Genomic DNA, 17,922 nt, shown 5'->3' on the forward strand with positions numbered 1-17,922 from the left:
GACGGGATAAGTGCTGAAAGCATCTAAGCATGAAGCCCCCCTCAAGATGAGATTTCCCATCGCGTAAGCGAGTAAGATCCCTCAGAGATGATGAGGTTGATAGGTCTGGTGTGGAAGCGTGGCAACACGTGGAGCTGACAGATACTAATCGATCGAGGACTTAACCATAAGTAACATCTTCGATGTTTCAATTCAAGAATGACGTTATCTAGTTTTGAAGGAATGGGATTCCTTCAACTGAATATGGATTTGTCAGAACCGAGAGATTCGAGGAAGCAAGTGAATGATCACCGGAGTGTATTTCGAACGTACATGAGGATGAGAGTGAACGCAGCTGACGAAGAAGGTCGAAGGTTATCACAAATCGTAGTCTGGTGACGACGGCGAAGAGGTCACACCCGTTCCCATGCCGAACACGGAAGTTAAGCTCTTCAGCGCCAATGGTAATTGGGGGCTTCCCCCTGTGAGAGTAGGACGTCGCCGGGCCTCAAAGAGGTGAAACGAATAGTAATCGTTTCATCTCTTTTTTATTGCGAAGAAAAGATCCGACTACCTAGNGGAAGTTAAGCTCTTCAGCGCCAATGGTAATTGGGGGCTTCCCCCTGTGAGAGTAGGACGTCGCCGGGCTTTACATATGGAGGATTAGCTCAGCTGGGAGAGCACCTGCCTTACAAGCAGGGGGTCGGCGGTTCGATCCCGTCATCCTCCACCATATTTACTTAAAATGATATTTTTTTAATTCTCTGCCGGCCTAGCTCAATTGGTAGAGCAACTGACTTGTAATCAGTAGGTTGGGGGTTCAAGTCCTCTGGCCGGCACCAGTTTTTGGATTTTGCAAGAGCCATTAGCTCAGTTGGTAGAGCAACGAACGTTACATCATGAAAAGACTGTGAGTTGTCCCGACGCAGCATTCTACGATAGCTTAATCTTGTAGAGAAAGGGACATAAAGATGAATAATCATCATAATAACAAGCGCCATTAGCTCAGTTGGTAGAGCAACGAACGTTACATCATGAAAAGACTGTGAGTTGTCCCGACGCAGCATTCTACGATAGCTTAATCTTGTAGAGAAAGGGACATAAAGATGAATAATCATCATAATAACAAGAGCCATTAGCTCAGTTGGTAGAGCATCTGACTTTTAATCAGAGGGTCGAAGGTTCGAGTCCTTCATGGCTCACCACTTTCGATTTTTGAACAATTTAATTGCGGGTGTGGCGGAATTGGCAGACGCGCTAGACTTAGGATCTAGTGTCCTTGTGACGTGGGGGTTCAAGTCCCTTCACCCGCACCATATGCGGAAGTAGTTCAGTGGTAGAACACCACCTTGCCAAGGTGGGGGTCGCGGGTTCGAATCCCGTCTTCCGCTCCAATGATGCCGGGGTGGTGGAATTGGCAGACACACAGGACTTAAAATCCTGCGGTAGGTGACTATCGTGCCGGTTCAAGTCCGGCCCTCGGCACCATTTTAGTAACCTTAATCAAATATTGTGTGCGCCCTTAGCTCAGCTGGATAGAGTGTTTGACTACGAATCAAAAGGTCGGGAGTTCGAATCTCTCAGGGCGCGCCATTTTTACGGGAAGTGGCTCAGCTTGGTAGAGCACCTGGTTTGGGACCAGGGGGTCGCAGGTTCAAATCCTGTCTTCCCNATACGAGGGCTGAGAGGAACGAAGAGGTCAAGGAAACAAAGGAGTGACGCCCGCAGCGTATGATATACGCGAGGACCGGTGCGAGTGCAGATGACGCCGAGATCTGACGTTCATCGCAGTCCGAAGGCGAACACGGAAGTTAAGCTCGAGCGCCAATGGTACTAAAAAGGAACTTCGACTAAAAACCACCACGTCCTGTGGTGAACGTCGAAGCCAGCACATCGTGTGCAAGTCCTGTGAGAGTAGGACGTCGCCGGGCCTCAAAGAGGTGAAACGAATATCAATCGTTTCATCTTTTTTTGTGTAAAAATACACCTTTGGATAACAAACAGCGGAAGTCGGATAACAACATGATATAATCTCTTTTAAAATGAAGAAACGAGCCTCACTCGTTTCCACTGAACTCATTTTTAGAGCGAAAAGTACGCGTTGGGAGTTAAAGTGGTACAAAAAAGGTCACTATTTAATCTTTTGAAACCTATTCGAGCATCAGAACTTTTCAGGCGGAAACGGGGGTGGATGCCGCGCTATTCTACATTTTGGCGTGCAAAGTGCGTTTATACGCGAAACCTTACTTTTAAACATGAACCAACCAAAACTACTCCCCGATTATCCGCCACCTTAACGAATAACGAAGAAACGAGCTTCACTCATTTCCACCAATCACATTTTTAAAGAGAAAAGGGTTCGTAGTAAGACAAAGTCTAAAGGTTCGACTATAATTGATTACTAAATACCATAAGATATAAAGAGTGCTTTTGTGAAATTATAGATAGGACAGGGGAGATGAATATGGAATGGTTTGAGTGGATCGAGGAGTTGTTTGAATGGTGGGACGAGGATTTAACAACCATAACAATCAGGTTATTACTAGCTGCCTTATTATGCGGCATGGTTGGAATTGAACGTGAATTTAAGAGACATCCTGCGGGATTTCGAACTCACTTATTAGTTGGGGTAGGTTCATGCTTAATGATGATCTTATCTATCTTCGGCTTTAATGATTTTTTATCGACTCACGAAAATATCCAAGGCTTTGACCCTTCCCGGTTACCCGCATATGTTGTCAGTGGGATCGGTTTCTTGGGAGCAGGGACGATTCTTGTACATGGCGTGACTGTGAAAGGTTTAACGACTGCTGCTTCGATCTGGGTAGTTGCTGGGATTGGATTAGTTGTTGGTATTGGGATGTATTTTGAAGCGATTTTTACAACGTTTGTAATGATCTTAAGCCTTTTATTTTTAAATAAATTCGAGGATCTTTATTTTAGAAAACAAAGGTTTCAACACCTTATTGTAATTGTAGAAAATAAGGAAGTAACGTTAGCTGAGATCGTGAATGAGCTGGAAGAATTTAAAATGCCAATCTCTCATATATCTGTAGATGATTACCCGAACGATGCTGCGGTTCCAATGGTGAAATATTTGTTTAAAGTACACATTCCTAATGCTAAGAAGCTTCCAGAGCTTTATGATCGGATTCAAGCGAATGAACATGTATATAAAGTGTTTGCATCGGAATAATATATAGGTTTATCCATTTACGACACTGGCAATAATGGAAACATCAAAACATTTGCAAATCTGTTGCAGATGTTTATAATTATAGTCAAAGATAGTCAAAGTCAGGACGGAGGAGGGGATCCAATGGGATGAGGAACATTTCTGATATTATTGAGGCTCATTTAAAGGAAATCATTCAAAACAGTCGAAAGAAAGCAATTGAGATTAAAAGAAGTGAAATTGCTGAACAGTTCCAGTGCGTCCCCTCGCAAATCAACTATGTTATTAACACGAGGTTTACGATTGAAAAAGGCTTTATCGTGGAAAGTAAAAGAGGAGGAGGGGGATACATTCGGATTATTAAAATTGAGATGGATAACACAACAGCACTTCTAGATCAGGTTCTTATACTGATTAAATCAAGAATTAGTCAGTCAGCAAGTGAAAATATTATTTTTCGGCTACTAGAAGAGGACATTCTTAGTATAAGGGAAGCACGACTGATGCGAAGCGTCATTGATCGATCAACAATTAATGTTATTTTACCTTACCGTGATGAATTACGAGCAAACCTACTAAAGGCAATGATTCAGAGTTTAAAGTATAAAGGTTGAGGGGGTGTGCCGCATGTATTGTCAGGAATGCCAACAGAGGCCTGCAACATTGCACTTCACGAAAATAATAAACGGGGAAAAGAACGAGGTTCATTTATGTGAACAATGCGCAAAGGAAAAAGGAGATTTTATTCCGGGTTCTAATTCATTTTCCATTCACAATCTATTATCCGGATTGCTTGATTTTGAACAATCATTAGGAGGATCTTCAACACAAACTCGAGAAAAGCACCCAGGAAAATGCCCAAAATGCGGATTGACCTATCATCAATTTACAAAAGTAGGCCGGTTCGGATGTGCACAATGCTATGAAACATTTGAATCGAAGTTAAGCCCTATTTTTAAACGGATCCATGGGGGGAATACCTCTCACTCAGGGAAGGTACCTAAACGGATTGGCAGTGATCTACTAGAACGAAAGAAGATCGAACAGCTAAAGCATCATTTGAAAAAATTAATTGATCAGGAAGAGTTTGAAGAAGCTGCAAAGGTTCGGGACGAAATCCGAGCTTATGAAAAACGTTTGGATGGGGGGAGTTAACAGATGTCTTTGGAGCGATTTATAAACAAAGCCATCAGCCCTTGGATGAAACAAGAGGGCCCTGATTCAGATATTGTTTTGAGTAGTCGGATTCGTTTGGCGCGTAATTTGGAGGGGGATGTGTTCCCTCTTGTAGCGACCGATGAACAATTAAGGGCAGTTAATCAACAAGTTCGCAAACATTTTGAAGATGATTCATATGGTAATATCGGCAAATTAGCATATATTGATATCGATGATTTAAAGTCTGTTGAAAAGCGTGTACTTGTTGAAAAGCATTTAATCAGCCCTAATCTTGCGGAAAGCCCCAAACAGTCTGGTGTCTTAATGAGTGAAGAGGAATCTGTTAGCATTATGGTCAATGAAGAGGATCATATTAGGATTCAATGCTTGTTCCCGGGCTTCCAATTAAATGAAACATTAGCATTAGCAAGTGGACTTGACGATTGGATAGAACAAAAGGTAGAGTACGCATTTGATGAAGAGCGTGGATACTTAACAAGCTGCCCGACTAATGTCGGTACAGGTATGAGGGCCTCCGTTATGATGCACTTACCTGCACTCGTACTGACTCAAAAAATGCAACGAATTATCCCAGCAATTAATCAACTGGGCCTTGTGGTAAGAGGAATTTATGGAGAAGGTAGCGAAGCACAGGGCAATGTATTCCAAATTTCAAATCAAATAACATTAGGAAAATCTGAAGAAGATATTGTGGAAGATTTAAGAGGGGTTGTACTACAGCTTGTCGAACAAGAAAAGACGGCGAGAATGAGTCTAGTTGAAACCTCAAAACTCCAATTAGAGGATCGAGTGTTCCGTTCTCTTGGTACCCTTGCTAATAGTCGTATCATACAATCTAAAGAGGCAACAAAATGTTTATCAGATGTTCGGCTTGGCATCGATTTAAAGCTGATCGAGGGAATTTCGAACACAATTTTAAATGAACTTATGATTTTGACTCAACCAGGATTCCTACAGCAGTATGCGAAACAATCATTATCTCCCGACGAACGTGATATTCGCCGTGCTACGTTAATACGTGAGCGATTAAAGTTAGAAAAGAACAACGAATAGGAAGGTGATCAGGATGATGTTTGGACGATTTACAGAACGAGCTCAAAAGGTACTCGCCCTTGCTCAAGAAGAAGCAATCCGTCTAGGACATAACAATGTGGGGACAGAACATATATTACTTGGTCTCGTACGTGAAGGTGAGGGAATTGCAGCTAAGGCTCTTTCAGTACTTGGACTAAGCCCAGAAAAGATACAAAAGGAAGTCGAATCTCTGATTGGGAAGGGTCAGGAATCCGTTGAAACGATTCACTATACGCCTAGAGCAAAAAAGGTCATTGAGTTATCGATGGATGAGGCAAGAAAGCTGGGTCATTCTTATGTAGGAACAGAGCATATATTACTAGGATTAATTCGTGAAGGTGAAGGTGTAGCAGCAAGGGTATTAAATAATCTTGGTGTTAGCCTGAATAAAGCAAGACAGCAGGTTCTGCAACTATTAGGGAGCAATGAATCCTCATCTTCAGCTCATGGAGGATCATCAGCTAATGCGAATACACCTACACTAGATAGCCTTGCAAGAGATTTAACAGCAGTAGCAAGAGAAGATAGCCTTGATCCGGTTATCGGAAGAGGTAAAGAAATTCAACGAGTGATTGAGGTCTTAAGTCGACGAACGAAAAACAATCCGGTCCTAATTGGGGAACCCGGTGTTGGTAAAACGGCAATCGCCGAAGGGCTTGCTCAACAAATTATAAATAATGAAGTACCTGAAACACTGCGTGATAAGCGTGTGATGACGCTTGATATGGGTACAGTTGTTGCTGGAACAAAATATCGTGGGGAGTTTGAAGACCGACTCAAAAAGGTTATGGATGAAATCCGTCAGGCAGGAAACATCATTCTCTTTATTGATGAGCTTCATACATTAATCGGAGCAGGTGGAGCAGAGGGTGCTATTGATGCTTCAAACATTCTTAAACCGGCACTGGCTCGTGGGGAGTTACAGTGTATTGGTGCGACGACCCTTGATGAATACCGTAAGTACATTGAGAAAGACGCAGCGCTTGAACGACGTTTCCAACCGATCCGTGTAAACGAACCAACGAAGGATGAATCGAGACAGATTCTACAAGGATTACGTGATCGTTATGAAGCTCACCATCGAGTAACGATCACAGATGAAGCGATTGATGAAGCTGTGAAACTATCCGATCGATATATTTCTGATCGCTTCCTTCCGGATAAAGCGATTGACTTGATCGATGAGGCTGCATCCAAGGTCCGCTTGCGTTCTTACACGGCTCCTCCGAATTTAAAAGAGCTAGAACAAAAGCTTGATGGAGTTCGTAAAGAAAAGGACGCTGCTGTACAAAGTCAGGAATTTGAAAAAGCGGCATCCTTACGAGACTCTGAACAAAAGCTTCGTGAGGAATTGGAATCTACGAAAAATACTTGGAAAGAAAAGCAGGGTCAGGAAAATACAGAAGTGACCCCTGAAGATATTGCGCTTGTTGTTGCCAGTTGGACTGGAATTCCTGTATCGAAGCTAAAGCAAGCAGAAACCGAGCGATTATTGAATATGGAGTCTATTCTCCATAATCGGTTGATTGGTCAAGAGGAAGCAGTAAAAGCAGTTTCGAAAGCGATCCGTCGTGCACGGGCTGGACTTAAAGATCCAAAACGTCCAATTGGTTCATTTATATTCCTCGGACCAACAGGTGTCGGTAAAACTGAGCTTGCTCGTGCAGTTGCTGAAGCAATGTTTGGGGATGAAGATTCAACAATCCGCATCGATATGTCTGAATACATGGAGAAGCATACGACAAGTCGTCTTGTTGGTTCACCTCCAGGTTATGTAGGTCATGAAGAAGGCGGGCAATTAACTGAAAAAGTACGACGCAACCCATATTCCGTCATTTTACTTGATGAAATTGAAAAAGCTCACCCAGAAGTGTTTAACATTTTGCTTCAGGTTCTTGAAGATGGACGTTTAACTGATTCAAAAGGGCGTACTGTTGACTTCCGGAACACGGTTGTGATTATGACGTCCAACGTGGGTGCGAGTACATTAAAGCGTAATAAGCACATGGGCTTTACCGTTCAAAGTGAAAATCAGGAATATGAAAATATGAAAAGTAAAGTAATGGATGAAATGAAGAAAGCATTCCGTCCAGAATTTTTAAACCGAATTGATGAAACGATTGTTTTCCATTCACTAGAAAGGGAGCACCTTAAACAGATCATTAGCTTAATGGCGAATCAACTGCAAAAGCGTCTCTCTGAACAGGGAATCGATATTGAGCTTACGGATTCCGCTTTGGAAAAGATTGCAGAAGAAGGGTACGATCCTGACTACGGTGCTCGTCCATTACGACGTGCACTTCAACGTAGAATTGAGGATCGTCTATCAGAAGAGCTGCTTAAAGGCTCGATCACCAAGGGCCAGACAGTTAAGATTGATGTGGAAGACAATGATTTTACGGTTCAATCAGTCGGTGTGGGAAGCTAACGATATTTTTCACAAGGCAAGAAAATATATAATTTTGTTACCTAGAAGCTCGGTGATTACCGGGTTTCCTCTAGAACATCAAGGAGGGGGACTAAGAATGGGTCTTCCTCCTTTTCTATTCTTTTTCGGATCTTTTACCCATATGGACTTATCTATTGAATACAATAGACTATGAGGATGTTAACCCCCTTAAAGTGGGAGTTCCTGAATGGATATATGATATGATTACAGTAACTTAGCAGACGATAAGTACGGATGACCGTTCAGGAATGAGGGAAGAGATAATGGCGAAACGGAAAACGAGTTTTTTATGTCAGGAATGCGGTTACGATTCACCAAAATGGATGGGGAAATGCCCAGGCTGTGGTAAGTGGAACACGATGGTTGAAGAGGTCATACAACAGGAAAAAGGGCATCGACGGTCGTTTAACACAGGCAGTTCAAGTCAAAGGCCTGAGCCGATTACCAAAGTTAAGAGTGAAAAAGAACCGAGGATCGATACCAAAATCAGTGAGTTAAATCGGGTACTGGGTGGTGGAGTTGTTCCTGGATCCCTTATTCTTGTGGGTGGGGACCCAGGTATTGGGAAGTCAACTATACTGCTCCAGGCATCTGCAGAATTAGCGGGGAACGGACATACCGTTTTGTACATTTCAGGTGAGGAATCGATCAAGCAGACAAAGCTACGAGCAGATCGACTAGGAATTAATAACGATAACCTTTATGTCCATGCCGAAACCGATATGGACTTAATAGAAAAAGCAATCGATGATGTGAAGCCTAGTATACTAATTATTGATTCGATCCAAACGGTTTTTCGGTCTGAGGTTACCTCTGCGCCGGGAAGTGTTTCACAAGTTCGTGAATGCACCTCTCATTTTATGCGTGTCTCAAAAACGAGAGGAATTGCAACATTTATTGTTGGACACGTTACTAAAGAAGGATCGATTGCTGGCCCAAGATTGTTGGAACATATGGTGGACGCTGTACTTTATTTCGAAGGGGAACGTCATCATACGTATCGAATCCTACGAGCAGTAAAAAATCGCTTTGGATCAACAAATGAAATTGGTGTTTTTGAAATGAAAGAAGGAGGACTTGATGAAGTCCAAAATCCATCAGAGGTTTTCCTAGAAGAACGTTCGAACGGGGCTGCCGGTTCTGCGATTGTCGCGTCTCTTGAAGGTACGAGGCCGGTACTTGTTGAAATCCAGGCACTCGTTTCACCAACGAGTTTTGGAAATCCAAGAAGGATGGGGAATGGAATCGACTATAACCGGGTTTCATTGTTGATGGCTGTCCTTGAAAAACGGGTCGGTTTATTGTTACAAAACCAAGACGCCTACGTAAATGTTGCCGGAGGAGTAAGGCTTGATGAACCGGCAATTGATTTAGCAATCGCAATTAGTATCGCATCCAGCTTTCGTGATCGCCCAACTGAGCCCACCGATGTCTACATTGGTGAAATAGGATTAACTGGGGAAGTACGAAGGGTTTCGCGCGTTGAACAACGGGTCCATGAAGTAGCAAAGCTTGGTTTCAAGCGTGCTATTCTTCCTGAAAAGAATTTAGGTGGATGGACTGTACCGGATGGAATTGAAGTAGTGGGCGTGTCAACACTTGAAGATGCGCTGCGTCAAAGTATGGGAGGATAAAGTATGGACGTTGCAATGAGAGAACTAATCGTAAGTAAAATGTTACAATTCATTGCTCCTGGTACACCTCTTCGCGACGGGGTCGACAATGTACTGCGAGCTAAGACTGGTGGTTTAATTGTTGTTGGCTTCAATGAAAAGGTACAGAAAATTGTTGATGGTGGATTTACGATTAACTGCAGGTTTTCACCAGCCTATTTATACGAACTTGCGAAAATGGATGGTGCAATTATTTTAAATGATGAGGGTGCACGTATCTTATATGCGAATACCCAGTTAATTCCCGATACAGCAATTCCATCGAAGGAGACCGGAATCAGGCACCGGACTGCAGAGCGGGTAGCGAAACAAACGGGTAATCTAGTGATATCAATTTCGCAAAGAAGGAATGTTATCACATTATATCAAGGCAATATCCGTTACTCACTGCAAGATATTGGTGTGATATTGACGAAAGCGAACCAAGCATTACAAACATTGGAGAAATATAAATCTGTGCTAGATCAGAGCATTACAGATCTCGGTGCACTTGAATTTGAGGAATTGGTGACGTTTCAGGAGGTATCCCAGGTTATCCATCGAATTGAAATGGTACTCAGGATTCGAAATGAGATTATTAAATACGTAAATGAACTAGGCTCTGAAGGACGATTAATTAGTATGCAAATGGAAGAGCTCGTCTCCAATATTGAAGAGGAAGCAGCCCTAATTGTAAAAGACTATGCGAAAGATCCAAAGGTAGATCCAACTCGTATGATGCTTGAGCTTAAAAAGCTAACGAGTGAAGAGCTTTTAGAGGAAAATGCAATTGTTCGCTTACTTGGCTATCTTCCATCTGCAAACATTTATGAAGAAACAATCAAGCCACGAGGATACCGGATATTAAACAAGATTCCAAGGCTACCTTCCCTAATCATCGGAAACCTCGTAAAGCACTTCAATCACCTTCAACATACATTGAAAGCTTCAATTGAAGAGTTGGATGAAGTAGAAGGAATTGGAGAGATCCGTGCCCGTAAGATTAAGGAGGGTTTGAAGAGGATCCAGGAGCAGCTCTTTTTGGATCGTCATATATAGGAGGTTCAAAAATACAACAGAATTTTAAACGGCGAATTTCTTCGTTACTCGGTTTTTCCGGTCCTCATGTATTAATATCATACATTCTGGTCCTCAAAACTGTCATGCCTTGAACTTCTTGTTTCTAATTCATTGATTTTTGAACCCTTATTTAAAAAGATGTTCAAAAAGTGACAAAAATAAGTTGACAATTAGTTAACGATACGGTGACAAAAGTGCAAAACACTGTATTTACCTTGTTATTTTATGTAAAATTAGCGACAAAGAGGTTTCAAAATTGTTGAACTGTCTATAATGAAAAGGAGGAGGTGAACAATTATGTTAAAGAGAATTGTTCAATTATTTTTTATTGTCGTTGGTGGAACGCTTGGTTTTCTTTATGTACCCGAACTTATTCGTTTATTAAATAATTTAATTCACATTGGGAATTTACCAGGGTTCATTACTTCACCATATATGGGGATAGTGATTGGTGCAGGGCTTTTCTATGTGAGTACATTTTGGTTAGCGGATTATATTGTTGGGTTCATCCAGTGGATTGAAGAATCGCTCATGAAGGTGCCTGTAGCGGATGTCTTATTCGGTTCAATCGGTCTCGTTTTCGGATTAATTGTCGCGTATTTAGCGATGTTTGCGTTTAATAGCATGGAACTTAATATCGTTGTCAATGTAATCGGGTTTTTCTTTACGGCTTTACTAGGGTACATTGGATTTCGTTTTGGTTTCAAAAAGCGTGAAGAGCTTGTTAGTTTATTTACTTCAGCTCGAGCAAATAAGGATAAAAAGAAGGATGCAGACGGGGAAGTGAAGCGAGAAGGCATCTTGAAAATCCTTGATACGAGTGTCATAATTGACGGTAGAATTGCAGATGTTTGTCAAACAGGGTTTTTAGAAGGTCCAATTGTTATCCCTCAATTTGTACTCGAAGAGCTACAGCATATTGCCGATTCTTCTGACGTATTGAAACGAAATCGAGGACGGCGTGGTTTGGATATTCTGAATCGAATTCAAAAAGAGCTTTCTATAAAGGTTGAAATTTATGAAGGTGATTTTGAAGATGTACATGAAGTAGACAGCAAACTTGTAAAGCTCGGAAAATTAGTTTCTGGAATGGTCGTAACGAATGATTACAACTTGAATAAAGTTTGTGAGTTTCAAGGTGTTCCAGTATTGAATATTAATGATCTCGCGAATGCGGTCAAACCTGTCGTTCTTCCGGGTGAAGAATTGAATGTACAAGTGATCAAGGATGGAAAAGAACATAACCAAGGCGTAGGGTACTTGGATGATGGTACGATGATTGTTGTTGAAGATGGACGGGATTATATCGGGAAAACGATTGATGTTCTTGTGACAAGTGTTCTACAAACATCTGCAGGCCGAATGATTTTTGCAAAGCCAAAGCTCTTGGAGAAGGCTCTGTAATATGATGCGAAAGTAGATGAGTAGTGTGAATTACAAGGTAGTCATACCTGCAGCGGGACAGGGAAAGCGAATGAAAGCCGATCGAAACAAGCAATTGCTGCTTCTAGATGGTGTACCGCTAATCGTTCGAACATTACAGGTATTTGAAAAAGATGATTGGTGCAATGGCATAATCATTGTTGGTAATCAAATTGAATTGATTGAACTTAAACGTCTTGTATCTGAATATAAATTGATGAAGGTTCTAGACATCGTAGTAGGTGGAAAAGAACGACAAAACAGCGTTTATGAAGGGGTAAAGGCAATTAAGGAAGAAATTTTGGTCCTAATCCATGATGGTGCAAGGCCCTTTGTTTCACTTGATTCTATCCACCAGCTTGTATTACAGGCTGATGAGTGTGGAGCTGCTGTATTAGCGGTCCCCCTTAAAGATACAATTAAACAAATAGAAGCGAATAAGGTTGTCAAGACCGTTGATCGTAGTAGCTTGTGGGCTGTCCAAACCCCACAAGCTTTTCATCTGTCTATTCTAGTACAAGCCCATGAAACGGCAGAAAAGCTCGGTTACATTGGTACAGACGATGCGAGTTTGGTGGAATCTATTGGCAAGCAGGTAGCTGTTGTGGAAGGTAGTTATTTGAATATTAAATTGACGACACCAGAGGATATGCTTTTCGCAAATTCAATTATCAGGCAGATAGAGGAGCGAGAGTTGGATGTTTAGAGTTGGACAAGGATATGATGTACATCAATTGGTTGAAGGAAGGCCACTAATTATCGGAGGTATTCAGGTTCCTTACGAAAAAGGTTTATTAGGTCACTCAGATGCAGATGTGTTATTACATGTTGTGACGGACGCTATTCTTGGAGCTATCGGAGAAGGTGACCTCGGTAAACATTTCCCTGATACTAGTGCGGATTTTAAGGATATCGATTCTAAGGTTTTACTTGAACGAGCGTTCGAATTAGCAAAGAAACAGGGCTTCCTTCTAGGGAACGTCGATGCAACCATTATCGCGCAGTACCCCAAAATGGCTCCTTATATAAACGACATGAGAAGTGTAATTGCTAAAATTTTAGATGCGAACCTGGATCAAGTAAACGTAAAAGCAACAACTACTGAAAAGCTTGGTTTTACCGGCAGAGGCGAAGGTATTGCAGCGCAAGCAGTTGTATTGCTGGAAAAATGAAGGTAAACTGAAAACAATTTATTGCGTCTATTCTTGCATTAAAATACATGCCCAACAGAGAAAGGATAATTAGTATGTCGAAAGAAATTAGAGTTCGTTATGCACCAAGCCCAACAGGACATTTACATATTGGTAATGCACGAGCTGCGTTATTTAATTATTTGTTTGCAAGAAGTCAAAATGGAAAGTTCATCATCCGAATTGAGGATACTGATCAAAAGAGAAACGTTGAAGGCGGAGAATATAGTCAGCTTAATTACTTGAAATGGTTAGGAATGGATTGGGATGAAAGCGTTGATGTAGGTGGTGACTATGGTCCATACCGGCAGATGGAACGAATTGATCTTTATCAGAAACATTATAAGGAGCTTTTAGATAAGGGTCTTGCTTATAAATGCTATTGTACAGAGGAAGAGCTTGAACAAGAACGTGAAGCCATGCAGGCACGCGGAGAAATGCCTCGCTATTCTGGTAAATGCCGCCACTTGACTGAAGAAGAACAACAAAAACTTGAAGCGGAAGGCCGTACTCCAAGTATCCGCTTTGCAGTTCCACATGATAAAGAATATACGTTCAATGACCTAGTAAAAGAGCATGTTAGCTTTGAATCTAATGGAATCGGCGATTGGGTGATTGTCAAAAAAGATGGAATTCCGACGTATAACTTTGCGGTTGCAATTGATGATTATCATATGAAGATCTCTCATGTTTTACGTGGAGATGATCACATTTCCAACACACCAAAACAGTTAATGGTTTATGAAGCGTTAGGTTGGGATGCACCGGTTTTCGGCCATATGACTCTTATTGTTAATGAAAACCGAAAAAAACTAAGCAAACGGGATGAGACGACTATTCAGTTCATCGAACAATACGAGGAGCTAGGGTATCTTCCGGAAGCGCTATTTAACTTTATCGGATTATTAGGCTGGTCTCCAAAGGGTGAAGATGAATTGTTCACGAAAGAGCAATTTATTGAAATATTTGATGCAGACCGTCTGTCAAAGGCTCCTGCTGTTTTTGATGTAAAAAAACTGGAGTGGATGAACAACCAATATATTAAAGACACTGATTTTGAGCATGTTCTTGAACTGACTGTACCGCACCTTGAAAAAGCGGGGCGGATTTCTACAGAGCGTTCAGAACTTGATGAGAAATGGGTTCGGGACCTAGTGGCACTCTATCAAGAACAATTAACATTTGGAGCAGAGATCGTCCCGTTGACCGAGTTGTTTTTCAATGAATCGATTGCATATGACGAGGCGGCTGCGGAAATTTTAAGTGAAGAACAAGTTCCTGAAGTCATGCGAGGCCTTATTGATCAAATTCGCAATATGGAGACGTTTGAACCTGGAGAGATTAAGGCTGCAATTAAAGCGACTCAGAAAGCGACAGGACATAAAGGGAAAAAACTGTTCATGCCAATTCGTGTTGCAGCTACAGGGCAAATGCACGGACCTGAACTTCCAAATTCATTATCGCTGCTTGGTAAGGATACTGTTATTATAAGACTACAAAAAACAATTGAGCAGTTTGGTAAATAATCGAGTCATATTTGAAACATTGGCTTTAAAAAAACGAAAGAATACACTTTTTCTATAAAATATAATATAGTAAAAGAAGTAGTTAATGAGTTGATAAGGTAATACTATAAAAACATTGAAGCGAAAAATCTTTGATGAGGAGAAGTAAGGATCGCGCTTTCTTTAAAGAGAGAACCATGATTGGCTGAAAGTGGTTTAAGAAAGGCAACCTGAAATGCACCTCGGAGACCTTTATTGAACATAGAGTAAATAAAGGCGGTTCCCTACCGTTAACGGGGTTTGAGTGAGAAGATGAGCCTTTCTTCTTCTAAACAGAGTGGGACCGCGCCATAAGCGTCTCTGTGAGTAATCACAGAGACGCTTTTTTGCGTTGTATCAACTCTAGTCGCTTACACTTTTATTTTATCCAGTTTCAGCTCCTAGGTGCTCGAGGTCGCTTCACTTTTTCATTGAAAACGAAGGGCATGTTTCCTTCTGAAAAGGCTCCAGCGCTTGCACCATGGGCATAAGTGCAACTAAGGCAACCACCTCACATTAGTTCGGTGGATGTCAAGTTTTCTTTATCGCACCTAACCAGTCGCTTACACTTTTATTTTATCCAGTTTCAGCTCCTAGGTGCTCGAGGTCGCTTCACTTTTTCATTGGAAACGAAGGTCACGTTTCCTTCTGAAAAGCTTCCAGCGCTTGTTGCACCTAACCAGTCGCTTACACTTTTATGAGAGGAGTGGGTTTATGATTAAGACATTGAAAGAAGATATTGATGTGGTGTTCGACCAGGACCCGGCAGCACGTAGTTATTTGGAAGTCATCCTAACGTACTCTGGGTTACACGCGGTTTGGGCTCATCGATTTGCGCATCTTTTTTGGAAACAAAAGCTCTTTTTTCTCGCGCGCTGCATTTCCCAGATCAGTCGCTTTTTTACAGGTATCGAAATCCACCCCGGAGCAAGAATTGGACGTCGTTGCTTTATCGATCATGGAATGGGTGTCGTGATTGGGGAAACATGTGAAATCGGTGATAATGTCACCTTATTCCAAGGGGTTACACTTGGAGGAACCGGTAAGGAAAAGGGGAAACGCCACCCAACACTTGAAGATAATGCTCTTGTTGCAACAGGTGCAAAAGTATTAGGATCAATCACAATAGGAAAGAATTCGAAGGTCGGGGCAGGATCAGTCGTTTTACAAAATGTTCCGCACAATTCAACAGTAGTTGGAATTCCGGGACGTATCGTCATTCAAGATGGGGTTCGTGTTCGAAAGGACCTGGAACACCAAAACCTTCCGGACCCTGTATCGGATAAATTTAAAGTAATGGAAGAAGAAATCGAACGATTAAGGAATGAAGTTGAGCAAATGAAAAATGGAGTGAATCAGAATGAACATTCAAATTTATAACACCCTTACACGTAAAAAAGAACCTTTTAAATCGATTGATGAAGGTAAAGTTAAAATGTACGTGTGTGGTCCTACTGTTTATAACTATATCCATATTGGAAATGCGCGACCACCAATTGTATTTGATACGGTCCGTAGATATCTTGAATATCGAGGGTATGATGTTCATTTCGTTTCGAATTTTACAGATGTAGACGATAAGATTATAAAGGCGGCGAATGAATTAGGTGAAGACGTCCCAACGCTTGCTGAACGTTTTATTACGGCATATCATGAGGATGTGACGGCACTTAACATCAATCGTGCCGACCAACATCCACGTGTTACTGAAACGATGAATGACATTATCCAATTTGTTGAAATGTTGGTCGAAAAGGAATACGCATACGCTTCAGGCGGGGATGTTTATTTCCGCACAAAAAAGTTTAAAGATTATGGAAAGCTTTCACAGCAGTCGATTGATGAACTTCGTGTTGGAGCTCGTATACAAGTCGGAGAACACAAAGAGGACCCGCTCGATTTTGTACTTTGGAAGGCGGCAAAGGAGGGTGAGATCTACTGGGATAGTCCATGGGGGAAAGGTCGTCCAGGCTGGCATATAGAGTGCTCAGCTATGGTGAAGAAGTATTTAGGAAATACGATTGATATCCATGCGGGAGGTCAGGATTTATCCTTTCCGCATCACGAGAATGAAATAGCACAGTCGGAAGCATTGAATGAAGCACCAATGGCAAATTATTGGATGCACAATGGATATATTAATATTAATAACGAAAAGATGTCGAAATCACTTGGCAACTTTATTATGTTACATGATTTGTTAAAGAAATATGACCCGCAAGCATTTCGGTTCTTCATGCTGAATGTTCATTATCGTCATCCGATTAATTTTACAGATGAGTTGCTTGATAGTGCGAAAGTGAGTTTGGAACGGATCCGTACAACAGTCGGTAATTTAGAACATCGTATCGAGCACAGCGTAGATCTTGGAACAAACGAGGAAGACTGGAAGAAAAAAATAAAGCATTTTAGAAATCAGTTTATCATCGAAATGGACGATGATTTTAATACTTCAAATGCAATTGCTGTTCTTTTTGATCTCGCGAAGGAAGCTAATCTTTACCTACAAGAGAAAAATACAAACGTAAATGTGCTAAATTCATTTATCGCTGTTTTCGATGAAGTTGGTAATGTACTCGGCTTACAACTGAAAACAGAACAAGAGCTTCTTGATGAGGAAGTTGACCAGCTAATTAGTCAACGAAACGAAGCTCGCAGGCAGAAAAATTACCAGCTAGCAGACGAGATTCGCGATAAATTACAGAATGAAGGAATCCTCCTTGAAGACACTCCTCAAGGCATAAGGTGGAAGCGAAAATCATGAATTCATTTAAGAGTCCTTCACAAATAGACCCTAAACAACTAAAGTCATCTGCCTTAGCCTATATCGGTGACGCTATTTATGAAGTTTACATCCGCTCACATCTCCTAGAAAAGGGAAAGGTTAAGCCCCAACAACTTCATAAGTTAGCTACCGGTTATGTCTCTGCAAAAGCACAGGCTGTGATTATCTTAACGATGCTTGAGCAAGGGGAATTAACAGATGAAGAACAAAGCGTTGTCCGCCGAGGGCGTAACGGCAAAATGGGTACTATTCCTAAAAATACTGATATCCAGACATACCGCTATGGGACGGCATTTGAAGCACTAATTGGCTATCATTATTTGTCGGATAATGTGGATCGGCTAGGTGAAGTTATGCATCGTTCAATAACAATTATAGAAGGGAGGGATTGAG

The 17,922-nt window shown here is 41.5% G+C and carries 14 protein-coding genes, 8 tRNA genes, 2 rRNA genes and 1 other annotated feature; all 24 genes read left to right on the forward strand.

Annotated elements, in window-relative coordinates; all coding sequences use genetic code 11:
- A 23S ribosomal RNA gene (locus NON16_RS19710) occupies positions 1–168 on the forward strand; the annotation flags it as partial.
- Between the two features lie 202 nt (positions 169–370).
- Positions 371–486: ribosomal RNA gene (gene rrf, locus NON16_RS19715) — 5S ribosomal RNA — on the forward strand.
- A gap of 150 nt (positions 487–636) precedes the next feature.
- Positions 637–712 (forward strand) — tRNA-Val (locus NON16_RS19720).
- A 33-nt stretch (positions 713–745) separates the two neighbouring features.
- A tRNA-Thr gene (locus NON16_RS19725) sits at positions 746–821 on the forward strand.
- Positions 822–1,108: 287 nt separating this feature from the next.
- Positions 1,109–1,184, forward strand: a tRNA-Lys gene (locus NON16_RS19730).
- 25 nt (positions 1,185–1,209) lie between these two features.
- Positions 1,210–1,295 (forward strand) — tRNA-Leu (locus tag NON16_RS19735).
- Between the two features lie 3 nt (positions 1,296–1,298).
- Positions 1,299–1,373: transfer RNA gene (locus NON16_RS19740), tRNA-Gly, on the forward strand.
- 5 nt (positions 1,374–1,378) lie between these two features.
- Positions 1,379–1,467 (forward strand) — tRNA-Leu (locus tag NON16_RS19745).
- 28 nt (positions 1,468–1,495) lie between these two features.
- A tRNA-Arg gene (locus tag NON16_RS19750) sits at positions 1,496–1,572 on the forward strand.
- 6 nt (positions 1,573–1,578) lie between these two features.
- Positions 1,579–1,652: transfer RNA gene (locus NON16_RS19755), tRNA-Pro, on the forward strand.
- 791 nt (positions 1,653–2,443) lie between these two features.
- Positions 2,444–3,175: an MgtC/SapB family protein gene (locus NON16_RS19760; protein ID WP_257351140.1), complete on the forward strand. Its 732-nt coding sequence runs from the start codon at positions 2,444–2,446 to the stop codon at positions 3,173–3,175.
- A 128-nt stretch (positions 3,176–3,303) separates the two neighbouring features.
- Entirely contained in the window at positions 3,304–3,768 is a 465-nt protein-coding gene (locus tag NON16_RS19765; RefSeq protein ID WP_257351141.1) for a CtsR family transcriptional regulator, read from the forward strand.
- A 13-nt stretch (positions 3,769–3,781) separates the two neighbouring features.
- Complete coding sequence (gene mcsA, locus NON16_RS19770; RefSeq protein WP_257351142.1) at positions 3,782–4,309, forward strand: protein-arginine kinase activator protein McsA; 528 nt, start codon at positions 3,782–3,784, stop codon at positions 4,307–4,309.
- Positions 4,310–4,312: 3 nt separating this feature from the next.
- Positions 4,313–5,386, forward strand: a complete 1,074-nt coding sequence (gene mcsB / locus NON16_RS19775; RefSeq protein WP_257351143.1) for a protein-arginine kinase McsB — start codon at positions 4,313–4,315, stop codon at positions 5,384–5,386.
- Positions 5,387–5,399: 13 nt separating this feature from the next.
- Positions 5,400–7,835 (forward strand): ATP-dependent protease ATP-binding subunit ClpC, encoded by a 2,436-nt coding sequence (clpC, locus tag NON16_RS19780; RefSeq protein ID WP_257351144.1) that lies wholly within the window; start codon positions 5,400–5,402, stop codon positions 7,833–7,835.
- A 284-nt stretch (positions 7,836–8,119) separates the two neighbouring features.
- Positions 8,120–9,490, forward strand: coding sequence for a DNA repair protein RadA (gene radA, locus NON16_RS19785; protein WP_257351145.1), 1,371 nt, complete (start codon positions 8,120–8,122; stop codon positions 9,488–9,490).
- Positions 9,491–9,493: 3 nt separating this feature from the next.
- A complete protein-coding gene (gene disA, locus NON16_RS19790) occupies positions 9,494–10,567 on the forward strand; it encodes a DNA integrity scanning diadenylate cyclase DisA (protein ID WP_257351146.1) in 1,074 nt (357 codons plus the stop codon).
- 318 nt (positions 10,568–10,885) lie between these two features.
- Entirely contained in the window at positions 10,886–11,992 is a 1,107-nt protein-coding gene (locus NON16_RS19795) for a PIN/TRAM domain-containing protein (RefSeq protein WP_257351147.1), read from the forward strand.
- Positions 11,993–12,017: 25 nt separating this feature from the next.
- Complete coding sequence (gene ispD, locus NON16_RS19800) at positions 12,018–12,716, forward strand: 2-C-methyl-D-erythritol 4-phosphate cytidylyltransferase (RefSeq protein ID WP_308216639.1); 699 nt, start codon at positions 12,018–12,020, stop codon at positions 12,714–12,716.
- The gene (ispF, locus tag NON16_RS19805; RefSeq protein ID WP_257351149.1) at positions 12,709–13,182 is read left to right on the forward strand and encodes a 2-C-methyl-D-erythritol 2,4-cyclodiphosphate synthase; all 474 of its coding nucleotides are present in this window, start codon (positions 12,709–12,711) and stop codon (positions 13,180–13,182) included. Before ispD ends, ispF begins: the two co-directional genes overlap by 8 nt.
- Before the next feature lie 74 nt (positions 13,183–13,256).
- On the forward strand, positions 13,257–14,726 hold the full coding sequence (gene gltX / locus NON16_RS19810; RefSeq protein WP_257351150.1) for a glutamate--tRNA ligase: 1,470 nt from the start codon (positions 13,257–13,259) through the stop codon (positions 14,724–14,726).
- A 122-nt stretch (positions 14,727–14,848) separates the two neighbouring features.
- Positions 14,849–15,070: a binding site (T-box leader), on the forward strand.
- 343 nt (positions 15,071–15,413) lie between these two features.
- Positions 15,414–16,124, forward strand: coding sequence for a serine O-acetyltransferase (gene cysE, locus NON16_RS19815; RefSeq protein ID WP_257351212.1), 711 nt, complete (start codon positions 15,414–15,416; stop codon positions 16,122–16,124).
- A complete protein-coding gene (gene cysS / locus NON16_RS19820) occupies positions 16,105–17,508 on the forward strand; it encodes a cysteine--tRNA ligase (protein WP_257351151.1) in 1,404 nt (467 codons plus the stop codon). Before cysE ends, cysS begins: the two co-directional genes overlap by 20 nt.
- Complete coding sequence (locus tag NON16_RS19825) at positions 17,505–17,921, forward strand: Mini-ribonuclease 3 (RefSeq protein ID WP_257351152.1); 417 nt, start codon at positions 17,505–17,507, stop codon at positions 17,919–17,921. The genes cysS and NON16_RS19825 overlap by 4 nt, the downstream gene beginning before the upstream one ends.
- Position 17,922: the final 1 nt, after the last annotated feature.

Origin of the sequence: Pseudalkalibacillus decolorationis (genome assembly GCF_024609785.1) — a bacterium.
In the GTDB taxonomy this organism is placed as follows: Bacteria; Bacillota; Bacilli; order Bacillales; family Fictibacillaceae; genus Pseudalkalibacillus; species Pseudalkalibacillus decolorationis.

Coding starts and splice junctions, on each gene's coding strand:
- cysS (WP_257351151.1), top strand. CDS start 16,105: ATGAACATTCAAATTTATAACACCCTTACACGTAAAAAAGAACCTTTT.
- ispF (WP_257351149.1), top strand. CDS start 12,709: ATGTTTAGAGTTGGACAAGGATATGATGTACATCAATTGGTTGAAGGA.
- mcsB (WP_257351143.1), top strand. CDS start 4,313: ATGTCTTTGGAGCGATTTATAAACAAAGCCATCAGCCCTTGGATGAAA.
- radA (WP_257351145.1), top strand. CDS start 8,120: ATGGCGAAACGGAAAACGAGTTTTTTATGTCAGGAATGCGGTTACGAT.
- mcsA (WP_257351142.1), top strand. CDS start 3,782: ATGTATTGTCAGGAATGCCAACAGAGGCCTGCAACATTGCACTTCACG.
- gltX (WP_257351150.1), top strand. CDS start 13,257: ATGTCGAAAGAAATTAGAGTTCGTTATGCACCAAGCCCAACAGGACAT.
- NON16_RS19765 (WP_257351141.1), top strand. CDS start 3,304: ATGAGGAACATTTCTGATATTATTGAGGCTCATTTAAAGGAAATCATT.
- clpC (WP_257351144.1), top strand. CDS start 5,400: ATGATGTTTGGACGATTTACAGAACGAGCTCAAAAGGTACTCGCCCTT.
- NON16_RS19825 (WP_257351152.1), top strand. CDS start 17,505: ATGAATTCATTTAAGAGTCCTTCACAAATAGACCCTAAACAACTAAAG.
- NON16_RS19760 (WP_257351140.1), top strand. CDS start 2,444: ATGGAATGGTTTGAGTGGATCGAGGAGTTGTTTGAATGGTGGGACGAG.
- disA (WP_257351146.1), top strand. CDS start 9,494: ATGGACGTTGCAATGAGAGAACTAATCGTAAGTAAAATGTTACAATTC.
- NON16_RS19795 (WP_257351147.1), top strand. CDS start 10,886: ATGTTAAAGAGAATTGTTCAATTATTTTTTATTGTCGTTGGTGGAACG.